Source organism: Kitasatospora sp. NPDC059646, assembly GCF_042734615.1.
In the GTDB taxonomy this organism is placed as follows: Bacteria; Actinomycetota; Actinomycetes; order Streptomycetales; family Streptomycetaceae; genus Kitasatospora.
Genome location: NZ_JBHWDS010000082.1, coordinates 1 through 26,507, shown reverse-complemented (window position 1 = coordinate 26,507; position 26,507 = coordinate 1). Strand labels below are relative to the sequence as shown.

22 protein-coding genes, 1 rRNA gene and 1 riboswitch are annotated in these 26,507 nt (G+C 72.6%); of the genes, 20 read left to right on the top strand and 3 right to left on the bottom strand.

Annotated elements, in window-relative coordinates:
* From rrf to ACFV1L_RS34770, 12 genes are all read left to right on the top strand, one after another.
* Positions 1–92: ribosomal RNA gene (rrf, locus tag ACFV1L_RS34825) — 5S ribosomal RNA — on the top strand; the annotation flags it as partial.
* Positions 93–193: 101 nt separating this feature from the next.
* A complete protein-coding gene (locus tag ACFV1L_RS34820; protein WP_380373912.1) occupies positions 194–805 on the top strand; it encodes a CDP-alcohol phosphatidyltransferase family protein in 612 nt (203 codons plus the stop codon).
* A gap of 125 nt (positions 806–930) precedes the next feature.
* A complete protein-coding gene (locus ACFV1L_RS34815; RefSeq protein WP_380373909.1) occupies positions 931–3,426 on the top strand; it encodes a sugar phosphate nucleotidyltransferase in 2,496 nt (831 codons plus the stop codon).
* Positions 3,427–3,552: 126 nt separating this feature from the next.
* Positions 3,553–4,593 (top strand): DUF881 domain-containing protein, encoded by a 1,041-nt coding sequence (locus tag ACFV1L_RS34810; protein ID WP_380373907.1) that lies wholly within the window; start codon positions 3,553–3,555, stop codon positions 4,591–4,593.
* Positions 4,590–4,922, top strand: coding sequence for a small basic family protein (locus ACFV1L_RS34805; protein WP_043908904.1), 333 nt, complete (start codon positions 4,590–4,592; stop codon positions 4,920–4,922). Before ACFV1L_RS34810 ends, ACFV1L_RS34805 begins: the two co-directional genes overlap by 4 nt.
* A gap of 9 nt (positions 4,923–4,931) precedes the next feature.
* Entirely contained in the window at positions 4,932–5,876 is a 945-nt protein-coding gene (locus ACFV1L_RS34800; RefSeq protein WP_380373904.1) for a DUF881 domain-containing protein, read from the top strand.
* 181 nt (positions 5,877–6,057) lie between these two features.
* A complete protein-coding gene (locus ACFV1L_RS34795; RefSeq protein ID WP_380373901.1) occupies positions 6,058–6,927 on the top strand; it encodes an FHA domain-containing protein in 870 nt (289 codons plus the stop codon).
* Positions 6,928–6,992: 65 nt separating this feature from the next.
* Positions 6,993–7,733 carry a MerR family transcriptional regulator gene (locus tag ACFV1L_RS34790; RefSeq protein ID WP_380373916.1) on the top strand — a complete coding sequence of 247 codons (741 nt, stop codon included), beginning with the start codon at positions 6,993–6,995 and terminating at the stop codon, positions 7,731–7,733.
* An 88-nt stretch (positions 7,734–7,821) separates the two neighbouring features.
* Positions 7,822–8,298 (top strand): bifunctional nuclease family protein, encoded by a 477-nt coding sequence (locus ACFV1L_RS34785; protein ID WP_035860428.1) that lies wholly within the window; start codon positions 7,822–7,824, stop codon positions 8,296–8,298.
* A 352-nt stretch (positions 8,299–8,650) separates the two neighbouring features.
* On the top strand, positions 8,651–9,328 hold the full coding sequence (locus ACFV1L_RS34780) for a MerR family transcriptional regulator (protein ID WP_380373898.1): 678 nt from the start codon (positions 8,651–8,653) through the stop codon (positions 9,326–9,328).
* A 64-nt stretch (positions 9,329–9,392) separates the two neighbouring features.
* Complete coding sequence (locus ACFV1L_RS34775; RefSeq protein ID WP_380373895.1) at positions 9,393–10,121, top strand: vancomycin high temperature exclusion protein; 729 nt, start codon at positions 9,393–9,395, stop codon at positions 10,119–10,121.
* A gap of 51 nt (positions 10,122–10,172) precedes the next feature.
* On the top strand, positions 10,173–11,564 hold the full coding sequence (locus ACFV1L_RS34770; protein WP_380373893.1) for a DNA polymerase IV: 1,392 nt from the start codon (positions 10,173–10,175) through the stop codon (positions 11,562–11,564).
* 91 nt (positions 11,565–11,655) lie between these two features.
* On the opposite strand, the gene ACFV1L_RS34765 is transcribed toward ACFV1L_RS34770, so the two are convergent.
* A complete protein-coding gene (locus tag ACFV1L_RS34765) occupies positions 11,656–13,125 on the bottom strand; it encodes an MFS transporter (protein WP_380373890.1) in 1,470 nt (489 codons plus the stop codon).
* Positions 13,126–13,301: 176 nt separating this feature from the next.
* Positions 13,302–14,534, bottom strand: a complete 1,233-nt coding sequence (locus ACFV1L_RS34760; protein ID WP_380373887.1) for a PRC and DUF2382 domain-containing protein — start codon at positions 14,532–14,534, stop codon at positions 13,302–13,304.
* A 188-nt stretch (positions 14,535–14,722) separates the two neighbouring features.
* Positions 14,723–14,828: riboswitch (glycine riboswitch) on the top strand.
* Positions 14,829–15,045: 217 nt separating this feature from the next.
* Here ACFV1L_RS34760 and gcvP point away from each other — a divergent pair.
* On the top strand, positions 15,046–17,916 hold the full coding sequence (gcvP, locus tag ACFV1L_RS34755; protein ID WP_380373884.1) for an aminomethyl-transferring glycine dehydrogenase: 2,871 nt from the start codon (positions 15,046–15,048) through the stop codon (positions 17,914–17,916).
* A gap of 307 nt (positions 17,917–18,223) precedes the next feature.
* Here gcvP and ACFV1L_RS34750 read toward each other — a convergent pair whose 3' ends face one another.
* Positions 18,224–18,604: a DUF1844 domain-containing protein gene (locus tag ACFV1L_RS34750; RefSeq protein ID WP_035860421.1), complete on the bottom strand. Its 381-nt coding sequence runs from the start codon at positions 18,602–18,604 to the stop codon at positions 18,224–18,226.
* Between the two features lie 460 nt (positions 18,605–19,064).
* Here ACFV1L_RS34750 and infC point away from each other — a divergent pair, with 460 nt between their 5' ends.
* From infC to pheT, 7 genes are all read left to right on the top strand, one after another.
* Positions 19,065–19,760 carry a translation initiation factor IF-3 gene (infC, locus tag ACFV1L_RS34745; protein ID WP_380373914.1) on the top strand — a complete coding sequence of 232 codons (696 nt, stop codon included), beginning with the start codon at positions 19,065–19,067 and terminating at the stop codon, positions 19,758–19,760.
* A 133-nt stretch (positions 19,761–19,893) separates the two neighbouring features.
* Entirely contained in the window at positions 19,894–20,088 is a 195-nt protein-coding gene (gene rpmI / locus ACFV1L_RS34740; protein ID WP_030268653.1) for a 50S ribosomal protein L35, read from the top strand.
* Between the two features lie 104 nt (positions 20,089–20,192).
* Positions 20,193–20,579: a 50S ribosomal protein L20 gene (gene rplT, locus ACFV1L_RS34735; RefSeq protein WP_035860415.1), complete on the top strand. Its 387-nt coding sequence runs from the start codon at positions 20,193–20,195 to the stop codon at positions 20,577–20,579.
* 112 nt (positions 20,580–20,691) lie between these two features.
* Positions 20,692–21,552, top strand: coding sequence for a TrmH family RNA methyltransferase (locus ACFV1L_RS34730; RefSeq protein ID WP_380373881.1), 861 nt, complete (start codon positions 20,692–20,694; stop codon positions 21,550–21,552).
* Between the two features lie 50 nt (positions 21,553–21,602).
* Entirely contained in the window at positions 21,603–22,697 is a 1,095-nt protein-coding gene (locus tag ACFV1L_RS34725) for an ATP-binding protein (protein ID WP_380373878.1), read from the top strand.
* Between the two features lie 138 nt (positions 22,698–22,835).
* The gene (gene pheS, locus ACFV1L_RS34720; protein ID WP_380373875.1) at positions 22,836–23,957 is read left to right on the top strand and encodes a phenylalanine--tRNA ligase subunit alpha; all 1,122 of its coding nucleotides are present in this window, start codon (positions 22,836–22,838) and stop codon (positions 23,955–23,957) included.
* Positions 23,957–26,467 carry a phenylalanine--tRNA ligase subunit beta gene (gene pheT, locus ACFV1L_RS34715; RefSeq protein WP_380373873.1) on the top strand — a complete coding sequence of 837 codons (2,511 nt, stop codon included), beginning with the start codon at positions 23,957–23,959 and terminating at the stop codon, positions 26,465–26,467. The genes pheS and pheT overlap by 1 nt, the downstream gene beginning before the upstream one ends.
* The last annotated feature ends 40 nt before the right edge of the window (positions 26,468–26,507 follow it).

Sequence of the window (26,507 nt, the reverse complement as noted above, 5' to 3'; positions counted from 1 at the left end):
CGCCCGGTTACATTCCGAACCCGGAAGCTAAGCCTCACAGCGCCGATGGTACTGCAGGGGGGACCCTGTGGGAGAGTAGGACGCCGCCGAACAATCTTTCTGGAGAAGCCCCCTGACGGGATGTCAGGGGGCTTTTCTGTTGTAAGGTCAATCCCGCACACTTTGTCGTTGGCACCACAGGAGGCTCCGCACAGTGGAGGTCCAGGAGACGCGCGTCCAGACCGACCGGATCTTCACGATCCCCAATCTGCTGAGCATGGCTCGGCTGGTGGGCGTGCCGATCTTTCTGTGGTTGGTGTTGTGGCCGGTCTTCGGGGGGCCGAAGAACGACGGGTGGGCGATCGTCATTCTGATGCTGAGTGGGGTCAGCGACTATCTGGACGGGAAGCTCGCCCGGCGGTGGGGGCAGATCAGCCGGCTGGGGCAGTTGCTGGACCCGGCGGCGGACCGGTTGTACATCGTGTCGACGCTGGTGGGGCTGACCTGGCGGGAGATCCTGCCCTGGTGGCTGACGGCGCTGCTGGTGGCGCGTGAGGCCTTCGTCGGGGTGGTGTTGCTGCGGCTCAACCGGGCGGGGTACGGCCCGCTGAACGTGAGTTTCCTGGGGAAGGCCGCCACGTTCAATCTGATGTACGCGTTTCCGCTGTTGCTGCTGAGTGTCGGCGTGGGATGGGCGCACCAGGTTGCGGGTGTGGTGAGTTGGGCGTTCATCTGGTGGGGGACGACGCTGTACTGGTGGGCCGGCGCGCTGTACGCCGTGCAGGCTCGGCAGATGCTGAAGGCGGAGCGTACGGCTGCCGTTTGAGATCGGCCTGAGACGTTTCACACGGCCGCGTCGGTGAGTCGGATCATTTCTTCCGGGTAGACATGCGTCGGACCGGTTTGATGGACCCGCAGGGGTTCACCACCGCGAAGGAGGACGCACCCGTAATGAAAGCCGTTGTGATGGCGGGCGGGGAGGGCACTCGACTCCGCCCCATGACTTCCAGCATGCCCAAGCCACTGTTGCCGGTCGCCAATCGGCCGATCATGGAGCACGTGCTGCGGTTGCTGAAGCGGCACGGCCTCACCGACACGGTGGTGACTGTGCAGTTCCTGGCCTCACTGGTGAAGAACTACTTCGGTGACGGTGAGGAACTGGGGATGCACCTCACCTATGCCAACGAGGAGACGCCGCTGGGGACGGCGGGCAGCGTGAAGAACGCCGAGGACGCGCTGCGGGACGATTCGTTTCTGGTGATCTCCGGCGACGCGCTGACCGACTTCGACCTTTCCGAGCTGATTGCCTTTCACCGGGAGAAGGGCGCACTGGTGACGGTGTGTCTGACCCGGGTGCCGAATCCGCTGGAATTCGGCATCACCATCACCGACGACGAGGGCAAGGTCGAGCGCTTCCTGGAGAAGCCGACCTGGGGCCAGGTGTTCTCGGACACCGTGAACACCGGTATCTACGTGATGGAGCCCGAGGTCTTCGACTACGTGGCGGCCGGGGAGTCGGTCGACTGGTCGAGCGACGTGTTCCCGCAGCTGCTCAAGGAGGGCAAGCCGGTGTTCGGCTATGTCGCCGAGGGCTACTGGGAGGACGTGGGCACCCACGAGAGCTACCTGAAGGCTCAGGCGGACGTCCTGGAGGGGAAGGTCCAGGTCGAGCTGGACGGGTTCGAGATCTCGCCCGGCGTGTGGGTGGCCGAGGGCGCCGAGGTGGACCCGGAGGCGGTGCTGCGCGGGCCGCTGTACATCGGTGACTACGCCAAGGTCGAGGCCGGCGTGGAGCTGCGCGAGCACACCGTGCTGGGGTCGAACGTGGTCGTGAAGCGCGGCGCGTTCCTGCACAAGGCGGTGGTGCACGACAACGTGTACGTGGGGCCGCAGTCGAACCTGCGGGGTTGCGTGGTCGGGAAGAACACCGACGTGATGCAGGCCGCGCGGATCGACGAGGGGGCGGTGATCGGTGACGAGTGCCTGATCGGCGAGGAGTCGATCATCGCGGGCAACGTCCGGGTGTACCCGTTCAAGACGATCGAGGCCGGCGCGTTCGTCAACACCTCGGTGATCTGGGAGTCCCGCGGGCAGGAGCACCTGTTCGGGGTGCGCGGCGTGTCGGGCATCCTGAACGTGGAGATCACGCCGGAGTTGGCGGTGCGGCTGGCGGGGGCGTACGCGACGACGCTGAAGAAGGGCGCCACCGTCACCATCGCGCGTGACCACTCGCGTGGTGCGCGGGCGTTGAAGCGGGCGATGATCTCGGCGCTGCAGACCAGTGCGATCGACGTCCGGGACCTGGAGAACGTGCCGATGCCGGTGGCCCGGCAGGCGACGGCGCGGGGGAGTGCGGGCGGGATCTTCCTGCGGACCACGCCCGGGGTGCCGGACTCGCTGGACATCCTGTTCTTCGACGAGCGGGGCGCGGACCTGTCGCAGGCGGGGCAGCGGAAGCTGGACCGGGTGTACGCGCGGCAGGAGTTCCGGCGGGCGTTCCCCGGCGAGATCGGCGACCTGCTGCACCCGGCGAGCGTGTTCGACTCGTACGCGACGAACCTGCTGCGGGCGGTGGACACCAGCGGGGTGCGGGAGGCCGGGCTGAAGGTGGTGGTGGACGCCGCGCACGGCAGCGCGGGGCTGGTGCTGCCGAGCATCCTGGGCCGGCTCGGGGTGGAGGCGCTGACGGTGGCCGGCGGCCTGGACGAGGCGCGGCCGACCGAGGGGGCGGACGACCGGCGGGCGGCGCTGGCCAGGCTGGGCGAGCTGGTGGCGTCCTCGCGGGCGGCGTTCGGCGTGCGGTTCGACCCGGTGGGTGAGCGGGTGTCCTTCGTGGACGAGCTCGGCCGGGTGATCGAGGACGACCGGGCGCTGCTGGTGCTGCTCGACCTGGTGGCGGCGGAGCGCCGGGCCGGGCAGGTGGCGCTGCCGGTGACGACGACGCGGATCGCCGAGCAGGTGGCGGCGTACCACGGCACCCAGGTGATGTGGACGACGACCTCGCCGCACGACCTGGCGAAGACCGCGGCGGCGGACGGCACGATCTTCGGCGGCGACGGGCGCGGCGGTTTCGTGGTGCCGGAGTTCTCCGGGGTGCTGGACGGCGCGGCGGCGTTCGTGCGGCTGGTGGGCCTGGTGGCGCGGACGCAGTTGACGCTGAGTCAGATCGATGCGCGGATCCCGCAGGCGCACATCCAGAAGCGGGACATCGCGACGCCGTGGGCCGCCAAGGGCATGGTGATGCGTTCGGTGGTGGAGGCGGCGGGCAACCGCAAGCTGGACACCACGGACGGGGTGCGGGTGGTCGAGGCGGACGGCCGGTGGACGCTGGTGCTGCCGGATCCGGCGGAGGCCGTGACGCACCTGTGGGCGGAGGGCCCGGACGACGAGGCGACGGAGCGGCTGCTGGACGAGTGGGCCGCGGTCGTGGACGGCGCCGGGAGGTAGTGCGGAGGTGTTCCGGTGGGGGCGGGCCTGCGGGTCCGTCCCCACCGGGCATTTGTCACGATCGTGTGCCGATAGGGCCGTCCGGGGCCGGGGGCTGGTCGTGGGCCGGCGCGTGGTCGTGAAACGATGTGGCGCATGCCAGCAACGTCGACGCCGAGTGACCCGGAGGGGCGGTTCCGCCGTCCGGACGCCTCGATGTCCCTGCTGACCACGGTGATGGACCACTCGTTGGACGACGGGTACGCGGAGGCGGCCCGGGCGCGCGGGGCGGAGGGCCGGTCGCGGCTGCCGTCGACGGCGAGGGGGCGGCTGGTGCTGGCCCTGGGGCTGGCGCTGGCGGCGACCGTGGTGACCGTCGGGGCGGTGAACACGCAGGAGGCGGCGCCCGTCCTGGCGCAGGAGCGGGACGCCCTGGTGAGTCGGGTGAACGAGGCGAACAAGGCGGCGGACGCCCTGCAGCGGCAGGTCGAGCAGGACCGCGCCAAGGTCGACGAGGCCCAGGCGCAGGCGCTGCAGTCGGACGACGGCGGGCTGGCGCGGCTGGCGGCGCAGGCCGGGACCGGTGCGATCACCGGGCCGGGCGTCAAGCTGGTGATCGAGGACGCGTCCGGCACCGGGACCGGCGGGAACGTGAGCGATCCGCGGAACGCCGAGGGGTTCGGGAACAAGGGCCGGGTGCAGGACCACGATCTGCAGTACGCGGTGAACGGCCTGTGGTTGGCGGGCGCGGAGGCGGTGTCGGTGAACGGGCAGCGGCTGACCGCGCTGTCGGCGATCCGGGCGGCGGGTGACGCGATCCTGGTGGACAACCGTCCGCTGGTGCCGCCGTACACGCTGCTGGCGATCGGGGACGGGCCGCGGCTGGCCCAGGCGTTCCAGGACAACGAGGCCGGCCACTACCTGAAGGTCATCCAGGACAGTTACGGGATCCGTTCGTCGGTGTCGGCGCAGAAGTCGCTGACGCTGCCGGCCGCGGCCGGCGTGACGCTGCGGGTGGCCGGGACGGAGTCGCCGGAGCCTTCGCCCGGGGCGTCCCAGCCGGCCGCGTCGCAGTCGCCGTCACCGCCGCCGTCGTCGTCCGTGAAGCCGAAGTCGCCGGCGCCGTCGGGGTCGGCGCGTCCGACCGTGAAGTCCACTTCCACCGGAACAGGAGTTGCTGCACCGTGATTGCCGTACTGGGTCTCGTGATCGGCGTGGTCGTCGGCGTGTTCGTGCAGCCGGAGGTGCCGAACGCGGTGGTGCCGTACCTGCCGATCGCGGTGGTGGCGGCGCTGGACGCGGTGTTCGGCGGCGTGCGGGCGATGCTGGACGGGATCTTCGACGACAAGGTCTTCGTGGTGTCGTTCCTGTCGAACGTGGTGGTGGCGGCGCTGATCGTGTTCCTCGGCGACCAGTTGGGCGTGGGCTCGCAGCTGTCCACCGGCGTGGTGGTGGTGCTGGGCATCCGGATCTTCTCGAATGCCGCGGCGATCCGTCGGCACGTGTTCAGGGCATAGGGGAGCGGCGTGAGCGAGGAGAAGGAGCCGCAGGGCCCGGAGCGGTCGGCCGGGGCCGAGGAGCCGGCGGAGAAGCGGCCGGAGCAGGCCGTCGAGCAGCCCGCCGAGAAGGCGGAGGGCGGTGCGGCGGCCGCGGAAGCGGATGTCGAGGCGGAGCAGGAGGCCGAGCCCGCGCCGGAGAAGCCCCTGACGCCTCGTCAGGGCGCGCCGGTGCCGGTGGTGTTGCCGTCGGACGGGCGGACCCGGTTGAAGGCGGCGCTGTGGCCGCCGCGGGTGTCGCGCGGCCAACTGGTGGTGGCGCTGCTGCTGTTCGCGCTGGGGCTGGCGTTGGCGATCCAGGTGCGGTCGACGAACGACCACAGCCAGTTGCGCGGGGCGCGGCAGGAGGACCTGGTGCGGATCCTGGACGAACTGGACGGCCGCCAGCAGCGTCTCCAGTTCGAGAAGACGCAGCTGGAGCAGTCCTTGGCGCAGTTGGAGAACTCGTCCAACCAGGCCAAGGAGGCGCAGGAGCAGACCAGGAGGAAGGCCGCGGAGCTGGGTGTGCTGGCGGGGACCGAGAAGGCGACCGGCCCGGGGATCGTGCTGACGATCGATGATCCCCAAGGGCAGGTGAAGGCGGATATGCTGCTGGACACCCTGCAGGAACTCCGAGCGGCGGGGGCGGAGGCGATTCAGATCAACGACGTGCGCGTGGTGGCCGGGACGTACTTCACCGACAACGCGTCGGGCGGCGGTGTGCGGATCGACGGGAAGAACGTGTCGCAGCCGTTCCGTTTCACCGTGGTGGGCAATCCGCAGGACCTGACTCCGGCGCTGAACATTCCCGGTGGTGTGGTGCGCAGCCTGGAGAAGCAGCAGGCGCGGGCGACCATCGCCCAGCAGCAGAAGGTGGTGGTGGACGCGTTGGCCACCCCGAAGCCGTTGCAGTACGGCAAGCCGGCGGCGAAGTGACGGGGCGCGCTCCGTACGGTTCGTCAGCTGCGGGTCGCCCCCGGTGGTGGGTGCCCGCAGGGCGTCGGCGACACTGGGTCCTACCGATCGTCAGTCTCCGGCCGGATGCCGGGTCTACCGCCACACCGAGCCTTGAACCCTGCCCCGCGGGCGGTTCTGTCACACGCAAGGGGATTCGCCCGTGAGTTTTTTCTCGAAGCTTTTCGGCCGTAACAAGCAGGCGGCGGCGGAGGCGCCGACCGCCCGGTACCGGCAGGACGACGCCGGGGTGCCGCCGATGCGTCCGGCGTCGGACGGGCAGCGCGGGCTGTACCGGGACGACGTGACGGAGGGCGCCGGGGTGCCGACCGGGCAGTTCGACGCCGGTTACGGCGCGTCGGTTGATTCGTCGGGCGGGCCGCGCATAGGTTTCCCGTCAGGACCCTCAACCTCCGGTGGAGGGTTTGCCCCGGACCCCTATGCCGGGCACCCCCAGTCGGGCGTGCCGCGCCAGGAGGCTGTGAACATGGCTGGCACCAGCCCGTGCCCGCGGTGCGGGAACCAGAACCCGGCGCAGGCCCGGTTCTGCTCGAACTGCGGTACTCAGCTGCGTGGCGGTGGCGGTTTCCCGGAGGGCGCGGCGGAGACCACGTCGACCATTTCGATCTCCGGCATCGAGTCGTACGACCCGACCGCGACGTCGACCGGCGCCACGCCGACGCTGTCGGCCGAGGTGATGGCGGCGATCGACGCGCTGCCGCCGGGTTCGGCGCTGCTGATCGTGCAGCGCGGCCCGAACTCGGGCAGCCGGTTCCTGCTGGACTCGGATGTCACCACGGCGGGTCGTCACCCGCAGGGGGACATCTTCCTGGACGACGTGACGGTGTCGCGTCGGCACGTGGAGTTCCGCCGGCAGCCCGACGGCGGCTTCTCGGTCGCGGACGTGGGCAGCCTGAACGGCACCTACGTCAACCGGGAGCGGATCGACGAGGTGCTGCTGAGCAACGGCGACGAGGTGCAGATCGGTAAGTACCGGCTGGTGTTCTTCGCCAGCCACCACCGGGGGTACTGACCACTTCTCCGTTTGGAGCCCGAGTGACCCCACAGACTCCGACCCCGTCCCTCGGGACCTCGCCCGTGCCGGCCTCGCGCCGCGCGGGCGAGGCGCGCCGGCGGGGTGACGAACTGCTGTCCATCGGCGCGGTGCTGGCCTTCCTCCGGGACGACTTCCCGGAGGTGACGATCTCCAAGATCCGCTTCCTGGAGGCGGAGGGCCTGGTCGAGCCGCAGCGCACCCCGTCCGGCTACCGGAAGTTCTCGGCGGCGGACGTGGAGCGGCTGGCGTACGTGCTGCGGATGCAGCGCGACCACTACCTGCCGTTGCGGGTGATCCGCGAGCACCTCGACGCGATCGAGCGCGGCGAGCAGCCGCCGGCGCTGCCGGCGGCGGAGGCGCGTCCGGGGCCGCTGGAGGAGGCGGACCGGGAGCTGGCGGGTTCGCCGTCGCCGGGCGGGGTGCGGCTGGGCCGGGCCGAGCTGATCGCGGCGGCCGAGGCGCAGGAGCGGGAACTCGTCGAATGGGAGTCGTACGGGCTGGTGCAGCCGGGCCCGGACGGCGGGTACGACGGGGACGCACTGCAGATCGCGCGGCTGGTGGCGGAGCTGGGCCGGTTCGGCCTGGAGCCGCGGCACCTGCGGGCGATGAAGGCGGCCGCGGACCGGGAGGTTTCGCTGGTGGAGCAGGTGGTGGCGCCGCTGCGGCGGCACCGCAACCCGCAGACCCGGGCGCACGCGGAGGCGACGGCGCGGGAGCTGGCGACGCTGTCGGTGCGGTTGCACGCGGCGATGGTCCAGGCCGGGCTGCGGGCCCGGTCGTGAGCGGGCGGCGGGCGGGCGGCGTCCGGATCGCGGTGGCCGCTGCCTGCTGCGCTTTCCTATCGGGGGCGCGCGCCATAGGGTTGCTGGTGTGAATGAGCTCGACGTCGTGGGTGTCCGGGTGGAGATGCCCTCCAACCAGCCGATCGTGCTGCTGCGGGAGGTCGGCGGGGACCGCTACCTGCCGATCTGGATCGGGCCGGGGGAAGCCACCGCGATCGCTTTCGCCCAGCAGGGCATGACTCCGGTGCGTCCGCTGACGCACGACCTGTTCAAGGACGTGCTGGAGGCGCTCGGCCAGCAGCTGACCGAGGTGCGGATCAACGACCTGCGGGACGGCGTGTTCTACGCGGACCTGGTCTTCTCCGGGGGCGCCGAGGTGAGCGCGCGCCCCTCGGACGCGATAGCGCTGGCGCTGCGCACCGGTACGCCGATCTACGGGAGCGAGGAGGTGCTGGCGGAGGCCGGCATCTCGATCCCGGACGAGCAGGAGGACGAGGTCGAGAAGTTCCGGGAGTTCCTGGACCAGGTCTCGCCGGAGGACTTCGGCGGCAGCGGCCCGCAGTAGGCGGCCCGCAGCGGCCGCTCGGCCCGGGGCCCGGCCGGGTCCGGGCTCCGGCCGGGCGGGCCGGGGGGGCCGGTGGCGGTTGGTGACCGCCGGCCGACGTTCCGCTAGCGGGGCAGGTCACGGGCCGCAACTCGGCTGTGGTAGAAATCCTTTCCGCTACCCGCACATGGGGCACGCATAACCACTCGATGGGGTGAAGTTCGCCGGAGGCCCCGGCGTGGCGATCGTTGACGGTGCTTTGGCGACTGCCTACCGTCAGGTGATGGCCCGCCGGACGGGCCGCCCGCAGCCGGCCCCCCGGGGTTCGTGCGGGGCCACGGGGGCCTTGAGGCGGAATGGACGGAGGTTGGCGATGAGCGGCACCGGCGACGAGACGCGTTCCGGAGCCCTGTGCGCGGTGCACGTGCCGCGCGCCGGCCGCGGTCCGATCGGGCGGCCCTGGCGGCCCGAGCCGGACGGCGAGGAGCTGCCCCGGCTCGGCCGCTTCCCGGCCGTCCAGCCCGGGCAGCCCGCGATCGAACGGCTCACCCCGAGCTCCTCCCTGGTCGGCTACCGCGGCCCGACGGCCTGCGCCGCCGCCGGAATCACCTACCGGCAGCTCGACTACTGGGCGCGCACCGGGCTGCTGGAGCCCTCGGTCCGCTCCGGCTACGCGGCGGGCGCGCAGCGGTTGTACAGCTTCCGGGACATCCTCCTGCTGAAGATCGTGAAGCGGCTGCTGGACGCCGGCGTGTCGCTGCAGAACATCCGAGTGGCCGTCACCCACCTGCAGTCCGCCGACCCGGCCGACCTGACCGGGCTGACCCTGATGAGCGACGGCGCCACCGTCTACGAGTGCACCTCCCCGCAGCAGGTCGTCGACCTGCTGAACGGCGGGCAGGGCGTGTTCGGCATTGCGGTCGGCGCGGTCTGGCAGGAGCTCGACGCCACCCTCGGCCGGCTGCACGGCGAGCGCACCGACACCGGCGAGACGCTGGTCGGCCACGACCCGGCGGACGAGTTGGCGCAGCGCCGCAACCGCGCGGTCTGACGCCCCGTCCGCAGCCGGGAACCGGGCGGCCGGACGGTTCGTCACCTTCGGTGTGTGGACGATCATGCAGGGCCTTGGGCGACGCTGTCGGTGGCTGCTGACCCGGCGGCCGCCCGGCTGGGGCACCCGGAGCGGCCAGCGGCGCTGGTTCCAGGCGCTGGCGGTGGGCACGGCGCTGGCGCTGACCCCGAGCGCGTGGCTGTTCGTGACGCAGTCCCACAAGATCGGCACCGTGCGGAGCGTGCCGGCCGCGCCGGTGGCCGTGGTGTTCGGCGCCGGCCTGATGGACGGCAGGCCCTCCCCGTACCTGGCGCACCGCTTGGACGCCGCGCTGGAGCTGTACCGGGCCGACAAGGTGCAGGCGATCCTGGTGACCGGGGACAACGGCACCGTCGAGTACGACGAGACCGACGCGATGCGCGGCTACCTGATCGAGCGCGGCGTGCCCGAGGTTCGGGTGGTCGGCGACTACGCGGGCTTCGACACCTGGGACTCCTGCACCCGGGCGCACCGGGTGTTCGGCGTCGACAAGGCGGTGCTGGTCAGTCAGACCTTCCACGTGCGGCGGGCGTTGGCGCTGTGCCGGGCCGCCGGGATCGACGCGTCCGGGGTCGGCGTGGAGGAGTGGCACGACACCACCTGGCACTACGGGGAGGTGCGGGAGATCGGCAGCGCGGCGAAGGCGTTCCTGAATGTGCTGGTGCGGCCCGACCCGGCGCTGCTCGGGCGGCACGAGGACGGGGTGGCGCGGGCGCTCGCCGACGCGGCGCTCGGCGGCCCGGCGCGGGACTGAGCGGGGCCGCTCCGGCGGGGGATTGTCGGTGGTGCGCGGGATGATCGAGCGGTGCGGTCCGTGCCGAGCATCATCCACCTCGACATGGACGCCTTCTTCGCGGCGGTGGAGCAGGCGTCCAAGCCGAGCCTGCGCGGAAAGCCCGTCATCGTCGGCGGCCTCGGCGGGCGCGGCGTCGTCTCCACCGCCTCCTACGAGGCGCGGAAGTTCGGCGTGCACTCGGCGATGCCGATGGCACAGGCCCGCCGGCTGTGCCCGAACGCGGCGTTCCTGACCGGCCGGTTCGAGGCGTACCGGGCCAACAGCGAGATCGTCATGGCGCTGCTGCGGGAGCGCTCCCCGCTGGTCGAGCCGCTCAGCCTGGACGAGGCGTTCGTCGACCTGGAGGCCGGGCCGTACGGGCCGGCGCTCGCCCAGGCGACGCCGGCCGAGGGCGCGCAGCTGGTGCTGGCGCTGGCCGAGGACCTGCGGGCCGACATCGTGGAGCGCACCGGGCTGACCGCCTCGGTCGGCGCCGCCGCGTCCAAGCTGATGGCGAAGATCGCCTCCGAGCGGGCCAAGCCGGACGGGCTGGTGCTGATCGAGCCGGGCTCCGAGCAGGCCGTGCTGGCGCCGATGCCGGTGCGGGCCCTGCCCGGCATCGGGCCGGCCACCGAACAGGCGCTGCGCCGGGCCGGGTTGACGACCGTCGCGGACCTGGCGGAGGCGGGGTTCGAGGAGCTGGTGGCGCTGCTCGGCAAGGCGCACGGCGCGGGTGTGTTCCAGATGGCGCTGGGGTGGGACGAGCGGCCGGTGGTGCCGGACCGGGACGCCAAGTCGGTGTCGGTGGAGGACACCTTCGAGGTGGACCTGGCGGACCGGGACCGGATCCTGCGCGAGATCGACCACCTCGCCGCGCGGTGCGTCCGCCGGCTGCGCGCGGCCGGGCGCTCCGGGCGGACGGTGGTGCTGAAGGTCCGCCGGTTCGACTTCTCCACGCTGACCCGCTCCGAGACGCTGCGCGGGCCGACGGACGACCCCGAGGTGATCGGCGCGACCGCCCGCCGGCTGGCCCTGCAGGTGGACGTCACGGGCGGCGTGCGGCTGCTCGGCGTGGGCGTCGCCCAGCTCGCCGACTTCACCCAGGAGGACCTGTTCGCGCAGCTGGAGCGGGAGGAGCGGGGGGCGGTCCCGGACGAGGGCGAGGGGGAGGCCGAGGAGGTGGGGCCGTCCGAGGCTCCGGCCGCCCGCCGCTGGTGGCCGGGCCAGGACGTGACGCACCGCGAGTTCGGCCCCGGGTGGGTGCAGGGGAGCGGCGTCGGCCGGGTGACGGTGCGCTTCGAGACGCCGTACTCGGGGCCGGGGCGGGTGCGGACGTTCTCGGTGGACGACGAGGAGCTGGAGCCGTCGGGGGCGCTCCCGCTCAGGCCCCCGGCGGAGGAGGGGCCGGCCGGCGGGCCGTGACCGGGCCCGGACGGACGGACACCCCCCGCCGATGCCCGTGGCGGGGGGTGTCCGTCGGTACTCGCGTGTGTCCAGTACGCGAGGGACGCCGTCAGGCGTCGGTCTTGGCGAGCGCCGGCGCGGGCTGCTCGGAGGGGGTGGCGGCGGCCTTGATGCGGCGGATGCCGAACGGGACGACCGCGGCGACCAGGCACATCGCGCCGGCCACCCAGAAGGCGTGCCGGTAGGCGTCCAGGGTCGGCAGCTGCACGGGGATCGGCAGCTTGAGGGTGTCGCCGGTGAGGATGGCGGCCATCACGGCGGTGCCGACGGCGCCGCCGACGGTGCGCAGGACGGCGTTCATGCCGTTGGCGATGCCGGACTGCTCGGCGGGCACGGCGCCGTTGATGTAGGCCGGCATGGCCGCGTAGGCCAGGCCGACGCCGAGGCCGAAGACGGCGGAGGAGAAGTAGACGTCGAACTCGGCGTCGTGACGCACCGCCAGGTAGGCCATCGCGACGGCGCCGAGCAGGCCGCCCAGGACCAGCGGCAGGCGCGGGCCGCGGCGGGCGATCAGCAGCGCGCCGAGCGGGGCGGCGACCATGGAGCCGATCGCGGACGGCAGCAGCATGATGCCGGCGTGCAGGACGGTGGCGGTGAAGCCGTAGTGGGCCAGCTTCTCCGGGGTCTGCGCGAAGTTGCTGATCACCATGAACGAGCCGTACATGCCGAAGCCGATCAGCAGGCCGGCGATGTTGGTGAACGCGACGGCCGGGCGGGCCATCATCGACAGGTCGACCAGCGGGTGCGAGACCTTCGACTCGACCAGCAGCCACAGCAGGGCGACGACCGCGGCGACGGCGAACAGGCCGAGGGTGCGGTTGGAGGTCCAGCCCCACTCGTTGCCGCGGCTGACGGCGATCAGCAGCGCGGACAGCCAGCCGGCCAGGGTGAGTGCGCCGAGCGGGTCGGCGCCGCCCTCCTTGTCGACGACCGGGTCGGCGGGCACCCGCACGATCACCAGGACGACCGCGAGCAGGGCGAAGACCAGGCCCATCCAGAAGATCGACTTGTAGCTCCAGTGCTCCAGCAGCAGGCCGGTGGCGACCAGGCCGAGGCCGGAGCCGACGCCCATGGAGGCGGAGATGGCGGCGACACCGCCGGTGACCTTCTGCTTGGGCAGTTCGTCGCGGACGATGCTGATCGCCAGCGGCAGCACGCCACCGCCCGCGCCCTGCAGCACCCGGGCGACGACCAGCCAGCCGAAGGAGTGGGTGGCGACCGCGAGGCCGGAGCCGATGACCAGGCCGGCCAGCGAGACCAGCAGCATCGGCTTGCGGCCGCGCAGGTCGCCGAAGCGGCCGAGCAGCGGGGTGAGGACCGCCGCGGACAGCAGGTTGGCGGTCATCAGCCAGGTGATGTCGGAACCCGAGACCTTCAGCTCGCGGGCCAGCCCCGGAAGGATCGGGACGACCGCGGTCTGCACCACGCTGTACGCCAGCATGGCGAGGATCAGCGCGGGCAGGACCCTGGCGCTGGTGGGCTGGGCGGCCGTGGCGGTGGGCTGTGGTGCCTCACTCACGGGAAATCCTCCGGGTGCTTCAGTCAGGCGATAGTGCAGGAACTGAAGTAACGATGTCGGGAGATGCTTCAATCTGTCAAATATCTAATGGTGAAGCTTTGGCAAAGTCGGAGCCCCGGTCCGCACGGGCGGACCGGGGCCGGGAGTTGGCGCACCGTCAGGCGCGCGAGGACGCCTCAGGCCGAGCGCATCGGCTCCGGACGGGCCTGCCCCGGGCCGTCGCCGTTCGCCGGCGACGACGGGCGGTGCGGCTGCGGGTGCTCGTCGGCGTGCCCGGCCGCCGGGGACTGCGGCTGCGCGTTCCACGGCTGCCGCTGCCGCGCCCGGCCGTCCGCGCCGTCCGCCGCGTCCTGCACCTCGACGTGCTCCCGCCGCAGCTCCTCGCGGACCACCTCCTCCTCGGTGTACCGCTCCACCACCAGCCGCACCCGCTCCACCGGCGCCAGGTACTTGCGCACCACCGGGCGCTCCTCGTGCAGCGTGACCTCCTCGACCGCCTCGGCGATCTCCTGGTCGGACAGCGCCGCCCGCTCCGCCTCCGACACCGGGATCCGCTCCACCCGCACCCGCTCGCGGACCACCGGCACCCGGCGCTCCACCGCCTCGGTGGTCACGTACTTGCGCAGCCGGGCGGTGCCGACCGGGTGCCACTCGGTGGTGACCTCCAGGCGCTCCTCGCGGCAGGTGATCTCCACCGGCGGCGTCCGCTCGGCCTGCCCGGCCGCCCCGCCGGACGGCTTCGACCGCTCCGGGCCGGCCTTCGGAGCGGCGTCCTTCGCCGCGCCCTCTCCCGACGTGCCGGTCTTCGCGTCGGCGTCCTTCGGCGCGGTGTCCTTCGGTGCGGCGTCCTTCGGTGCGGCGTCCTTCGGGCCGGTGTACGGGCTGAACGCGACGGGCGCGGCCGGGGCGGTGGGCGCGGGGGCCGGGCGGTGGACCGGGTCGGGGGAGGAGGCGACGGTGCCGAAGTCGCGGTCGGCGGCCGGCTCCGGCCGCGGGCGCTCCTTCGCGGCCGGCTCGCTCCTCCCGGCAGCGGCAGCGGCAGCGGCGGCGGCCGCCGGGGCGGGCGCCGGGCGGACGCTCTCCGCGGGCTCGTCGTCGCTGCTGTCCAGCCCGTAGTAGCGGTACAGCTGGAGCTCCTGGGCCGGCGACAGGTGCTGGCCGACCCCGAAGTCCGGGGACTCCTTGATCAGCGACTTGTCGTACGGGACGCGCAGCTCGTCGTCCGCGAACTCGCTGGTGGCCAGCGGGACGAAGGCGTCCCGGCCGAAGATCCCGGTCCGGACGGCGGCCCACTCCGGCTCGCCGGTGGCGTCGTCCAGGTAGACCTCGTCGACCGTGCCGATCTTGTCACCGTTGCGGTCCACCGCCTTGTGCCCGATCAGGTCGCGCGGATCGATGTCGGTCTGCACGCTGTCCTCCAGTGCTGCTGCTCCTGAGGGCCCGTCGGAGGAGCGGCCGGAGGAGCGTGCCGGGCCGCCACTTCACACCAAAAGGCACGTAACGGACGGTGGCACTCGCAGGGCGGCCGTCCGGGGCGGATCACACCGCCGTACCGGTGATTGCGCAGGTCCGCGCTGGTACCCTGGGCGGCGACCGCCGAGCCCGCTCGGGAGAGTCCCGGCCCCGCCGAACAGGGGGTTGCGGGACGCCGAAGGAGCAACCCCTCCCCGGAATCTCTCAGGCATCCGTACCGAGCAGGATCAGGTCACTCTGGAAAGCAGGGCAGACCGTCGGCACCGAAGCCGCCGGACACTGACCTCGCCGACGGTGCAAGCCGACCGGGCCACCACCCGGGCGCGCGAAGCTCTCAGGTACCGATGACAGAGGGGGAGGCTGACGGGTTCGTACGCCCGGACGCTCCTGCGGCGGCCGGTCGGCGTGCGTCCCACCGCCGGTCCGCGACCAGGAGGCCCGACCCCCATGAACGCCCAGCCGACGCTCAGCGACCTTGAGCAGGCCAGCCCCTTCGAGCACCGCCACATCGGTCCCGACAGCGACGCCCAGCAGAAGATGCTGGCCCAGGTCGGCTACTGCACGCTGGACGAGCTGTCCGCCGCCGCCGTGCCGGACGCCATCCGCAGCCTCACCGCACTCGGCCTGCCCGCCGGCCGCAGCGAGGCCCAGGTCCTCGCCGAACTGCGCGAGCTGGCCGGCCGCAACCAGGTCCTCACCTCGATGATCGGCCTCGGCTACTACGGCACCTTCACCCCGCCGGTCATCCTGCGCAACGTCCTCGAGAACCCCGCCTGGTACACCGCCTACACCCCGTACCAGCCGGAGATCTCCCAGGGCCGCCTGGAGGCCCTGCTCAACTTCCAGACCATGGTCTCCGACCTGACCGGCCTGGCCACCTCCGGCTCCTCGCTGCTCGACGAGGGCACCGCCGCCGCCGAGGCGATGGCCCTCGCCCGGCGCGTCACCAAGGTCAAGGGCGGCGTCTTCCTGGTCGACGCCGACACCCTCCCGCAGACCCTCGCCGTGATCGAGACCCGCGCCGAACCGACCGGCGTCGAGGTCGTCACCGCGGACCTGTCGAACGGCATCCCCGCCGAGATCGCCGAGCGCGGCGTGTTCGGCGTGCTGCTCCAGTACCCCGGCGCGTCCGGCGCGGTGCGCGAGATCAAGCCCGTCATCGAGCAGGCCCACCAGCTCGGCGCGGTCGTCGCCGTCGCCGCCGACCTGCTGGCCCTCACCCTGCTGCGCTCGCCCGGCGAGCTCGGCGCCGACATCGCCTGCGGCACCTCCCAGCGCTTCGGCGTCCCGATGGGCTTCGGCGGCCCGCACGCCGGCTACCTCGCCGTGCGCGCCGAGTACGCCCGCAACCTGCCCGGCCGCCTGGTCGGCGTCTCCGTCGACGCCGACGGCAACCGCGCCTACCGGCTCGCCCTGCAGACCCGCGAGCAGCACATCCGCCGCGAGAAGGCCACCTCCAACATCTGCACGGCGCAGGTGCTGCTCGCCGTGATGGCGTCCATGTACGCCGTCTACCACGGCCCCGACGGCCTCGCCGACATCGCCCGCCGCACCCACCGCTACGCCGCCGCGCTCGCCGCCGGCCTGCGCGCCGGCGGCGTCGAGCTCGCCCACGACGCGTTCTTCGACACCGTCACCGCCGTCGTCCCGGGCCGCGCGGACGAGGTCGTCGCCGCCGCGCTGGCCGGCGGCGTGAACGTCCACCGGGTCGACGCCGACCGCGTCTCGGTCTCCTGCGACGAGACCACCACCCGCGAGCACCTGGCCGCCGTGTTCGCCGCGTTCGGCGTGACCGCGGAGATCGCCGAGGACGCGGACGCGCTCCCGGCCGGACTGCTGCGCGAGGACGAGTACCTCACCCACCCGGTGTTCCACAGCCACCGCTCCGAGACCGCCATGCTGCGCTACCTGCGCCGCCTGTCGGACCGCGACTACGCGCTCGACCGCGGCATGATCCCGCTGGGCTCCTGCACCATGAAGCTCAACGCGACCACCGAGATGGAGCCGATCACCTGGCCCGAGTTCGGCCAGCTGCACCCGTTCGCGCCGGTCGACCAGGCCGCCGGCTTCCTGACCCTCATCCGGGAACTGGAGCAGCAGCTCGTCGAGGTCACCGGCTACGACGCGGTCTCCATCCAGCCGAACGCCGGCTCGCAGGGCGAACTGGCCGGCCTGCTGGCCGTCCGCGCCTACCACCGGGCCAACGGCGACACCCAGCGCGACGTCTGCCTGATCCCGTCCTCCGCGCACGGCACCAACGCGGCCTCCGCGGCGATGGCCGGCATGCGGGTCGTCGTGGTGAAGACGCTGGCCGACGGCGACGTGGACGTCGAGGACCTCAAGGCCAAGATCGAGCAGCACCGCGAGCAGCTCGCCGTGCTGATGGTCACCTACCCGTCCACCCACGGCGTGTTCGAGACCCAGATCACCGACATCTGCGCGCTCGTCCACGAGGCCGGCGGCCAGGTGTACGTCGACGGCGCCAACCTGAACGCGCTGGTCGGCCTCGCCAAGCCCGGCAAGTTCGGCGCGGACGTCTCGCACCTCAACCTGCACAAGACCTTCTGCATCCCGCACGGCGGCGGCGGCCCCGGCGTCGGCCCGGTCGCGGTCCGCGCGCACCTCGCGCCGTACCTGCCCAACCACCCGCTGCAGAGCGAGGCCGGCCCCGCGACCGGCGTCGGCCCGATCTCGGCCGCGCCGTGGGGCTCCGCGGCGATCCTTCCGATCTCCTGGTCGTACGTGCGCCTGATGGGCGGCGAGGGCCTCAAGCGCGCCACCCAGGTGGCCGTCCTGAACGCCAACTACATCGCCAAGCGGCTCGCCCCGCACTACCCGGTGCTGTACACCGGCCCCGGCGGGCTGGTCGCGCACGAGTGCATCATCGACCTGCGGCCGCTCAGCAAGGAGACCGGCGTCAGCGTCGACGACATCGCGAAGCGACTCATCGACTACGGCTTCCACGCGCCGACCATGTCGTTCCCGGTCGCCGGCACGCTGATGATCGAGCCGACCGAGTCCGAGGACCTGCACGAGATCGACCGCTTCTGCGAGGCGATGATCGCCATCCGCGGCGAGATCGAGAAGGTCGGCGCGGGCGAGTGGGCGGCGGACGACAACCCGCTGCGCAACGCCCCGCACACCGCGGCGATGCTGACCGGCGAGTGGGCGCACCCCTACACCCGCGAAGAGGCCGTCTTCCCGGCGGGCGTCAACCCGGCGGACAAGTACTGGCCGGCGGTGCGACGCATCGACGGCGCGTACGGCGACCGGAACCTGGTGTGCTCCTGCCCGCCGCTGGACGAGTACGACGCCTGAGCGGTGACCGCGTAGCGCAGAAAGCCGCCCGCCGGGGGAGCTCCCCTGGTAGGCGGCTTTCGGGCGTTGGGGCCGTTCGCTGCGCGCAGTTCCCCGCGCCCCCTGGTGGGGCGGGGAGGGGGCGGAGAGCGGAAGGGCCGCCCGGTCCGAGGGGAGTTCCCCCGGCGGGCGGCTTTCGAGGTGTTGAGGGCCTTTCGCTGCGCGCAGTTCCCCGCGCCCCTGGTGGGGCGGGGAGGGGGCGGAGAGCGGAAAGGCCGCCCGGTCCGAGGGGAGTTCTCTCGGTGGGCGGCCTTTCGTCGGGGCCGGGTCAGGAGTAGACGGGGCCCGTGAACTTCTCGCCGGGGCCGGAGCCGGGGGCGTCGGGGACGAGGGAGGCTTCGCGGAAGGCGAGCTGGAGGGAGCGGAGGCCGTCGCGGAGGGGGGCGGCGTGGAAGTTGGAGATCTCGGGGGCGCCGGCGGTGACCAGGCCGGCGAGGGCGGTGATCAGCTTGCGGGCCTCGTCGAGGTCCTTGTCGGCTTCGCCGCCCTCGGCCAGGCCGCACTTGACGGCGGCGGCGCTCATCAGGTGGACCGCGACGGTGGTGATCACCTCGACGGCGGGGACCTCGGCGATGTCGCGGGTCAGGTCGTCGAAGCCGACGCCCTCGCCGGACTCGGGGGTGTGGTCGTGGTCGGGCTGGCTGGTCACGGTGTCACTCCGGGATGCTGGTGCGAAAGCGCAGTACAAAGGGAGCGTACAAGGCGGGCGGAGGCGGGTCGGAATACCGGTCGGCCCCGGAACGCTGGTATGCTTCGAGACTGACCGGCCAGGAATCCGTCGAGGATGCCCGGCCAGCAAGTGGAGGCTCCACTTCAGGAGGCCCGAGAGGGCAACCGCGACAGTCTCCCACCCGAGCGGCCGAAGGGTCGACGGGTCCGGTCCGTGGCGAGCGCCGGAAGGATTGCCCGCCGCCAGTGGTGTCCGTCAGGGCATCCCGGAACGTGTGGAGCCCCGCCTGTACCGTGCGGGGCTTTTTTCGTGCGTTCGGTGCTCCTGCCAGACGGCAGTGGCAGCGGAGCATGAATGAAGCCCCGCCCAGTGGTCGAAACCACTACGTGCGACCGCCGTCCGACGGCCGCATCGAAGAAGGTGCAACCGAGGAGGCCCCATCAGCACCGAGCCCCGCATCAACGACCGGATTCGCGTCCCCGAGGTGCGACTCGTCGGTCCCAGCGGCGAGCAGGTCGGCATCGTCCCGCTCGCGAAGGCGCTGGAGCTTGCCCAGGAGTACGACCTGGACCTGGTCGAGGTCGCCGCCACGGCGCGCCCGCCGGTGTGCAAGCTCATGGACTACGGCAAGTTCAAGTACGAGTCGGCCATGAAGGCCCGTGAGGCGCGCAAGAACCAGGCGCACACGGTCATCAAGGAGATGAAGCTCCGGCCGAAGATCGACCCGCACGACTATGACACCAAGAAGGGTCACGTCGTCCGGTTCCTCAAGCAGGGCGACAAGGTCAAGATCACGATCATGTTCCGCGGTCGTGAGCAGTCCCGCCCCGAGCTGGGCTTCCGACTGCTGCAGCGGCTCGCGGAGGACGTCCAGGAGCTCGGCTTCGTGGAGTCCGCGGCCAAGCAGGACGGCCGAAACATGATCATGGTTCTCGGCCCGCACAAGAAGAAGACCGAGGCGATGGCCGAGGCCCGCGCCGCCGCCGACGCCCGCAAGGCGGAGCGGCAGGGTCGCGGCCCGGTCGCGGAGCAGGCGGACGAGGAGGCGGAGGCGGTCGAGCAGACCGAGACCGCCGAGCAGGCCGCCGAGACCGCCGAGGTCGAGCAGCCCGCCGAGACCGCCCAGGACGCCTGAGCCTTCGGGCTCGGAATCCGGACGGGACCGGCACCGGACCCGGGGCATCCGCCCCGGCGACGAGATCCATCCAGTTCCGGCCCGCACCCCCGGGGTGCGGGCCGCGAACGGACCGACGAGGAGATACGGCGACATGCCGAAGCAGAAGACGCACAGCGGCGCCAGCAAGCGCTTCAAGATCACTGGCTCCGGGAAGGTGCTGCGCGAGCGTGCCGGCCGTCGCCACCTGCTTGAGCACAAGCCCTCGACGCTGACCCGCAAGCTGGCCGGCAACGCCGAGATGGCCCCCGGCGACGCCAAGAAGATCAAGAAGCTTCTCGGCAAGTGATCGCCCGCCCGCGGCCACGCTGCGGGCACAGCTGATCCTTACCGACCGAATCGAATAACGGACCGGCGGCACGAACCCGGGGTCCGGAACCAAGGAGTAATGAAGTGGCACGCGTCAAGCGGGCAGTGAACGCCCACAAGAAGCGCCGGGTCATCCTGGAGCGCGCCTCCGGCTACCGCGGCCAGCGCTCGCGCCTGTACCGCAAGGCCAAGGAGCAGGTCACCCACTCGCTCGTTTACAACTTCAACGACCGCAAGAAGCGCAAGGGCGACTTCCGTCAGCTGTGGATCCAGCGCATCAACGCCGCTGCCCGCGCCAACGGCATGACCTACAACCGCTTCGTGCAGGGCCTGAAGGCCGCCGGCGTCGAGATCGACCGCAAGATGCTCGCCGAGCTCGCGGTCAACGACACCGTCGCGTTCCACGCGCTGGTCGAGGTCGCCCAGAAGGCGCTGCCGGAGGACGTCAACGCCCCCAAGGTCGCCGCCTGATCCAGGCCGTGCCCTGACTTGCTTTTCCCGGACCCGCAGGCCGACCGGCCTGCGGGTCCGTGCGTTACCGCGCCGCCTGTCCGCCCGCCCCTCCGTGACGAAGAACGTGAGCATGAGCACCGAGACCCCCCTGCTGACCTCCCTGCGCTCCCCGCGCGTCGTCGCCGCCCGCCGCCTGGCCAAGCGCAACCAGCGGAGCAAGGAGCGGCGTTTCCTGGCCGAGGGCCCGCAGGCGGTGCGGGAAGCGGTGGCGTTCGGGCGGCTGCCCGGCGGGGAGCACGCCGTGGTGGAGGTGTACCTGACCCGGGAGGCCGCCGAGCGGCACGCCGAGATCGTCGCCGCCGCGCGCACCGAGGGCCTGCCGGTGCTGACCGCCACCGAGGAGGTGATCGCGGAGATCTGCGACACCGTCACCCCGCAGGGCATCGTCGCGCTGTGCCGGTTCATCGACACCCCGTTCGAGCAGGTGCTGGCGGCCCGGCCGAAGCTGGTCGCGGTGCTCGCGCACGTGCGCGACCCCGGGAACGCGGGCACCGTGCTGCGCACCGCGGACGCGGCCGGCGCGGACGCGGTGGTGCTGACCGACGCGTCGGTGGACCCGTACAACCCGAAGGCGGTGCGGGCGTCGGTGGGCAGCCTGTTCCACCTGCCGGTGGCGACCGGGGTGCCGGTGCAGGAGGCGGTGACGCGGCTGCGCGAGGCCGGGGTGCGGGTGCTGGCCGCGGACGGCGCCGGGCAGCGGGACCTGGACCAGGAACTGGACGAGGGCAGCCTCGAAGGGCCGTGCGCGTGGGTGTTCGGCAACGAGGCGTGGGGCCTGCCGGAGGAGACCCGGGCGCTGGCGGACGAGGTGGTGCGCGTCCCCATCCACGGGCACGCGGAGAGCTTGAATCTCGCCACGGCCGCCGCCGTGTGCCTGTACGCCTCCGCGCGCGCCCAGCGCTCCCCCGGCGGGTGTCGCGGCACGGCCTGAGCGCGCTAGGGTCGGTCCTCAAAGCCGGTACGGGGCGGGGGAGGACACCCATGGGCGGCGACGACGGCTTGGCGACCCTGGAACCGGACGACCTGCCGGACGGGCTGGTGGTCGCGGACGAGCGGGGCCGGGTGGTGGTCTTCAACCGGGCCGCCGAGCGGATCACCGGCCGTTCCGCGCACTGCGCGATCGGCGTGGAGCTGGAACGCGCACTGCCGCTGGAGGACCTCGACGGGCGGCGCTGGTGGCAGCTGACCGACCCGTACGGCGGGCTGGCGGTGCGCACCGGGCAGCCGGAGCGGAACCTGCTGCTGCCCGGCGGGCGCGAGGTGCTGGTGTGCGCCCGCTACGTGCGGGAGCGGCCGGGCGGGCCGGTGCGGCGGGTGGTGGTGACGCTGCGCGGCACCGAGGCGCGCCGGCGCACCGAGCGCAGCCACGCCGAGCTGATCGCGACGGTCGCGCACGAGCTGCGCTCACCGCTGACCAGCGTGAAGGGGTTCACGGCGACGCTGCTGGCGAAGTGGGAGCGCTTCAACGACGGCCAGAAGCGGGTGATGCTGGAGACCGTGGACGCGGACGCGGACCGGGTGACCCGGCTGATCGCCGAGCTGCTGGACATCTCGCGGATCGACGCGGGCCGGCTGGAGATCCGCCGCCAGCGCCTGGACCTGGCGGCGGCGGTGCGCCGGCACGTGGAGGGCAAGGTCGCGGCGGGCATCCCCGAGGACCGGTTCGACATCCGGGTGGCGGGGCCGCCGACCGAGCAGTGGGGCGACCCGGACAAGATCGACCAGGTGCTGGCGAACCTGCTGGAGAACGCGGTCCGGCACGGCGAGGGCACGGTGACGATCGAGGTGGGGCCGGCGAAGGACGTGGTGGAGGCCGCCGGGTCGCCGCCGCGGACGATCGAGGGCACCGCCGTCACCGTCAGCGACCAGGGCGCGGGCATCGCGGAGGAGGCGATGCCGCGGGTGTTCACCCGGTTCTGGCGGGGTTCGAAGCGCGGCGGGACGGGCCTGGGCCTGTACATCGTGAAGGGCATCGTGGAGGCGCACGGCGGGGTGATCCGGATCAGCCGGGCGGAGGGCGGCGGGGCCAGGTTCCGGTTCGTGCTGCCGGCGGGCGTCCCCGACTTCATGCTCTGACGGCTCCCGGTGCTTCCGCTGCGCGGTCGCCCCACGTGGCCGGTCGCGGCCTGCGACTACACTCGACCCTTGGCGTTCTCGCGGACGCCCGGCGAGGCAGCAGACCTGATCACGAGCAGGAGCACGGGAAGCATAGAGATGTCGGCACCCAACAAGTCGTACGACCCGGTCGAGGTCGAGGCCCTCAAGCCCGAGGTGGTGGAACAGGCCCGGGACGAGGCGATCGCCGCCTTCGCCGCCGCCGCCGACCTCGACGAGCTCAAGCAGGCGAAGGTCGCGCACACCGGCGACCGCTCCCCGCTGTCGCTCGCCAACCGTGAGATCGGTGCGCTCCCGCCGCAGGCCAAGGCCGCCGCGGGCAAGCTGATCGGGCAGGCCCGCGGAGCCGTGAACCAGGCCCTCGCGAAGCGGCAGGCCGAGCTGGAGGCGGAGCGCGACGCCCGGGTGCTGGTCGAGGAGGCGGTGGACGTCACGCTGCCCTACGGCCGCGTCCCGCGCGGTGCCCGGCACCCGCTGACCACGCTGGCCGAGCGCATCGAGGACACCTTCGTCGCGATGGGCTACCAGGTGGCGTCCGGCCCCGAGGTCGAGGCGGAGTGGCTGAACTTCGACGCCCTCAACCTGCACGCCGACCACCCGGCCCGCTCGATGCAGGACACCTTCTTCGTCGAGGCCCCGGACGGCTCCGCGGACTCCGGCATGGTGCTGCGCACCCAGACCTCGCCGGTGCAGATCCGGGCGATGCTGGCCGGCGAGCCGCCGCTGTACGCGGTCTCCCCGGGCCGGGTGTACCGGACCGACGAGCTGGACGCCACGCACACCCCGGTGTTCCGCCAGGTCGAGGCGATCGCGGTGGACGAGGGCATCACCTTCGGCCACCTGAAGGGCACCATCGAGGTGCTGGTGGAGAAGCTGATCGGCGGCGGCCTGGAGCTGCGCTGGCGGCCCTCCTACTTCCCGTTCACCGAGCCCAGCGCCGAGATCGACCTGCAGTGCTTCGTGTGCCGCGGCGCCTCGGTGGGCAACCCGGACCGCCCGTGCCGGACCTGCTCCTCGGAGGGCTGGATCGAGCTGGGCGGCTGCGGCGTCGTCAACCCGCGGGTGCTGGTCGCCGCGGGCATCGACCCGAACCGCTACAGCGGGTTCGCGTTCGGCCTGGGCCTGGAGCGGATCCTGATGAACCGTCACAACGTCGCCGACATGCGCGACATGGTCGAGGGTGACGTCCGCTTCACCCTCCCGTTCGGGATGGAGATCTGATGCGCGTCCCGCTTTCCTGGCTGCGCGAGTACGTCGACCTGCCGGCGGGCGAGACCGGACGCGACGTCGCGGCCCGGCTGGTCCGCGCGGGTCTCGAGGTCGAGACGGTCGAGCAGCTCGGCACCGACATCAAGGGCCCGCTGGTGGTCGGCGAGGTGCTGTCGATCGACGAGCTGTCCGGCTTCAAGAAGCCGATCCGGCACTGCTTCGTCAACGTCGGCAACGCCAACGGCACCGGTGAGCCGCAGGAGATCGTCTGCGGCGCGACCAACTTCCAGGTCGGCGACAAGGTCGTGGTGATCCTGCCCGGCGGCGTGCTGCCCGGCCCGTTCCCGATCTCCGCCCGGCAGACCTACGGCCACACCTCGGCCGGCATGATCTGCTCCGCCCGCGAGCTCGGCATGGGCGACGACCACAACGGCATCATCGTGCTGCCGCCGGAGTACGAGCCCGGCACCGACGCGATCGAGCTGCTGCAGCTGGTCGACGAGGTGCTCGACATCGCGGTCACCCCGGACCGCGGCTACTGCCTGTCGATGCGCGGCGTGGCCCGCGAGGCCGCCGCCGCGTACGGCCTGCCGCTGGCCGACCCGGCGCTGCTGGACGTGCCGCCGGCGAACTCGTACGGCTACCTGGTGAAGGTCGCCGACCCGGTGGGCTGCGACCGGTTCGTGGCGCGCACCGTCACCGGTGTGAACCCGGCCGCGCAGTCGCCGATCTGGCTGCAGCGCCGCCTGCAGAAGTCGGGGATCCGCCCGATCTCGCTGGCCGTCGACATCACCAACTACGTGATGCTGGAGGTCGGCCAGCCGCTGCACGCGTACGACCGCGAGCGGGTGGACGGGCCGATCCAGGTCCGTCGGGCCGCCGAGGGCGAGACGCTGACCACGCTGGACGGCGTGAAGCGCAAGCTGTCCGTCGAGGACCTGCTGATCTGCGACAACACCGGCCCGATCGGCCTGGCCGGCGTGATGGGCGGGGCGACCACCGAGATCCTCGACCCGGTCACCGACCCGGAGACCGGCGTCGTCACCGGCACCACCGAGATCATCGTCGAGGCCGCGCACTTCGAGCCGGTCGCGATCGCCCGCGCCGCGAAGCGCCACAAGCTGCCCTCCGAGGCGTCGAAGCGCTTCGAGCGCGGCGTCGATCCGGAGGCCGCCCGGGCCGCCGCGCAGCGCGCCGTGGACCTGCTGGTGCTGATCGCCGGCGGTACCGCCGAGGCTGGGGTGACGGACATCGCCGCCCCGCACCCGGTGCGCACCATCTCGATCGACGCGGACCTGCCCGACCGGGTCGCCGGCGCCGAGTACGGCCGCGAGACCGTCACCCGCCGCCTGCAGGAGGTCGGCTGCACGGTCGTCGGCGCGGACGTCCTGGAGGTCACCCCGCCGTCCTGGCGGCCCGACCTGACGGACCCGTACGACCTGGTCGAGGAGGTCGTCCGGCTGGAGGGCTACGACAACGTGCCCGCCCGGATGCCCACCACGCCGCCCGGCCGCGGCCTGTCCGAGGCGCAGCGCTTCCACCGCCGGGTGGGCGTGGCGCTGGCCGGCGCCGGCTACGTGGAGATCAACGCGTACCCGTTCGTCGGCGAGGCCGCGTTCGACGGCCTGGGCCTGGACGCGGACGACGCGCGCCGCCGGGTCGTGAAGCTGGTCAACCCGCTGAACGACGCCGAGCCGGCGCTGCGCACCACGCTGCTGCCGGGTCTGCTGGGCGCGCTGCGCCGCAACGTGGGCCGCGGCAACACCGACCTGGCGCTGTTCGAGACGGGCACGGTGTTCCTGCCGAAGGCGGAGCCGAAGGTCGCGCCGCGGCTGCCGGTGGACCGTCGGCCCACCGAGGAGCAGCTGGCCGAGCTGAACGCGGCGCTGCCGGAGCAGCCGCGGCGGGTCGCGGTCGCGCTGACCGGTGAGCGGCTGCCGTCGGGCTGGTGGGGCAAGGGTGCGCCGTCCGGCTGGGCGGACGCGATCGAGGCGGCCCGCACGGTCGCCGCGGCCGCGGGCGTGGAGCTGACGGTCCGCCAGGCGCAGTACGCGCCGTGGCACCCGGGCCGGTGCGCGGAGCTGCTGGTCGGCGACGAGGTCGTGGGCCACGCGGGCGAGCTGCACCCGCGGGTGATCAAGGCGATGCACCTGCCGGAGCGGACCTCCGCGATGGAGCTCGACCTCGACCTGGTGTTCGAGGACGGCCGCCGGGTGTCCGGCCCGCCGGTGTCGGCGTACCCGGTGGCGACGCAGGACGTGGCGCTGATCGTGGACGCGGGCGTGCACGCGGCGGACGTGGAGTCGGCGCTGCGCGAGGGCGCGGGCGAACTGCTGGAGTCGCTGCGGCTGTTCGACGTGTTCACGGGCGAGCAGGCGGGCGAGGGCAAGAAGTCGCTGGCGTACACGCTGCGCTTCCGGGCCACCGACCGGACGCTGACCGCGGACGAGGCGTCGGCGGCCCGCGAGTCGGCGGTCGCGGTGGCCGCCGAGCGCACCGGCGCGGTGCTGCGCGGGGCCTGACGGTACGACAGGAGCCCCGCCGGGCCCGGGACTCGAAGGT

Bases quoted from the DNA above. Each gene is read 5' to 3' on its own strand.
- ACFV1L_RS34815 (WP_380373909.1), top strand. From the start codon at position 931: ATGAAAGCCGTTGTGATGGCGGGCGGGGAGGGCACTCGACTCCGCCCC.
- ACFV1L_RS34810 (WP_380373907.1), top strand. From the start codon at position 3,553: ATGTGGCGCATGCCAGCAACGTCGACGCCGAGTGACCCGGAGGGGCGG.
- ACFV1L_RS34780 (WP_380373898.1), top strand. From the start codon at position 8,651: ATGAGCGGCACCGGCGACGAGACGCGTTCCGGAGCCCTGTGCGCGGTG.
- ACFV1L_RS34775 (WP_380373895.1), top strand. From the start codon at position 9,393: ATGCAGGGCCTTGGGCGACGCTGTCGGTGGCTGCTGACCCGGCGGCCG.
- gcvP (WP_380373884.1), top strand. From the start codon at position 15,046: ATGAACGCCCAGCCGACGCTCAGCGACCTTGAGCAGGCCAGCCCCTTC.
- rpmI (WP_030268653.1), top strand. From the start codon at position 19,894: ATGCCGAAGCAGAAGACGCACAGCGGCGCCAGCAAGCGCTTCAAGATC.
- ACFV1L_RS34730 (WP_380373881.1), top strand. From the start codon at position 20,692: ATGAGCACCGAGACCCCCCTGCTGACCTCCCTGCGCTCCCCGCGCGTC.
- ACFV1L_RS34725 (WP_380373878.1), top strand. From the start codon at position 21,603: ATGGGCGGCGACGACGGCTTGGCGACCCTGGAACCGGACGACCTGCCG.
- pheS (WP_380373875.1), top strand. From the start codon at position 22,836: ATGTCGGCACCCAACAAGTCGTACGACCCGGTCGAGGTCGAGGCCCTC.
- pheT (WP_380373873.1), top strand. From the start codon at position 23,957: ATGCGCGTCCCGCTTTCCTGGCTGCGCGAGTACGTCGACCTGCCGGCG.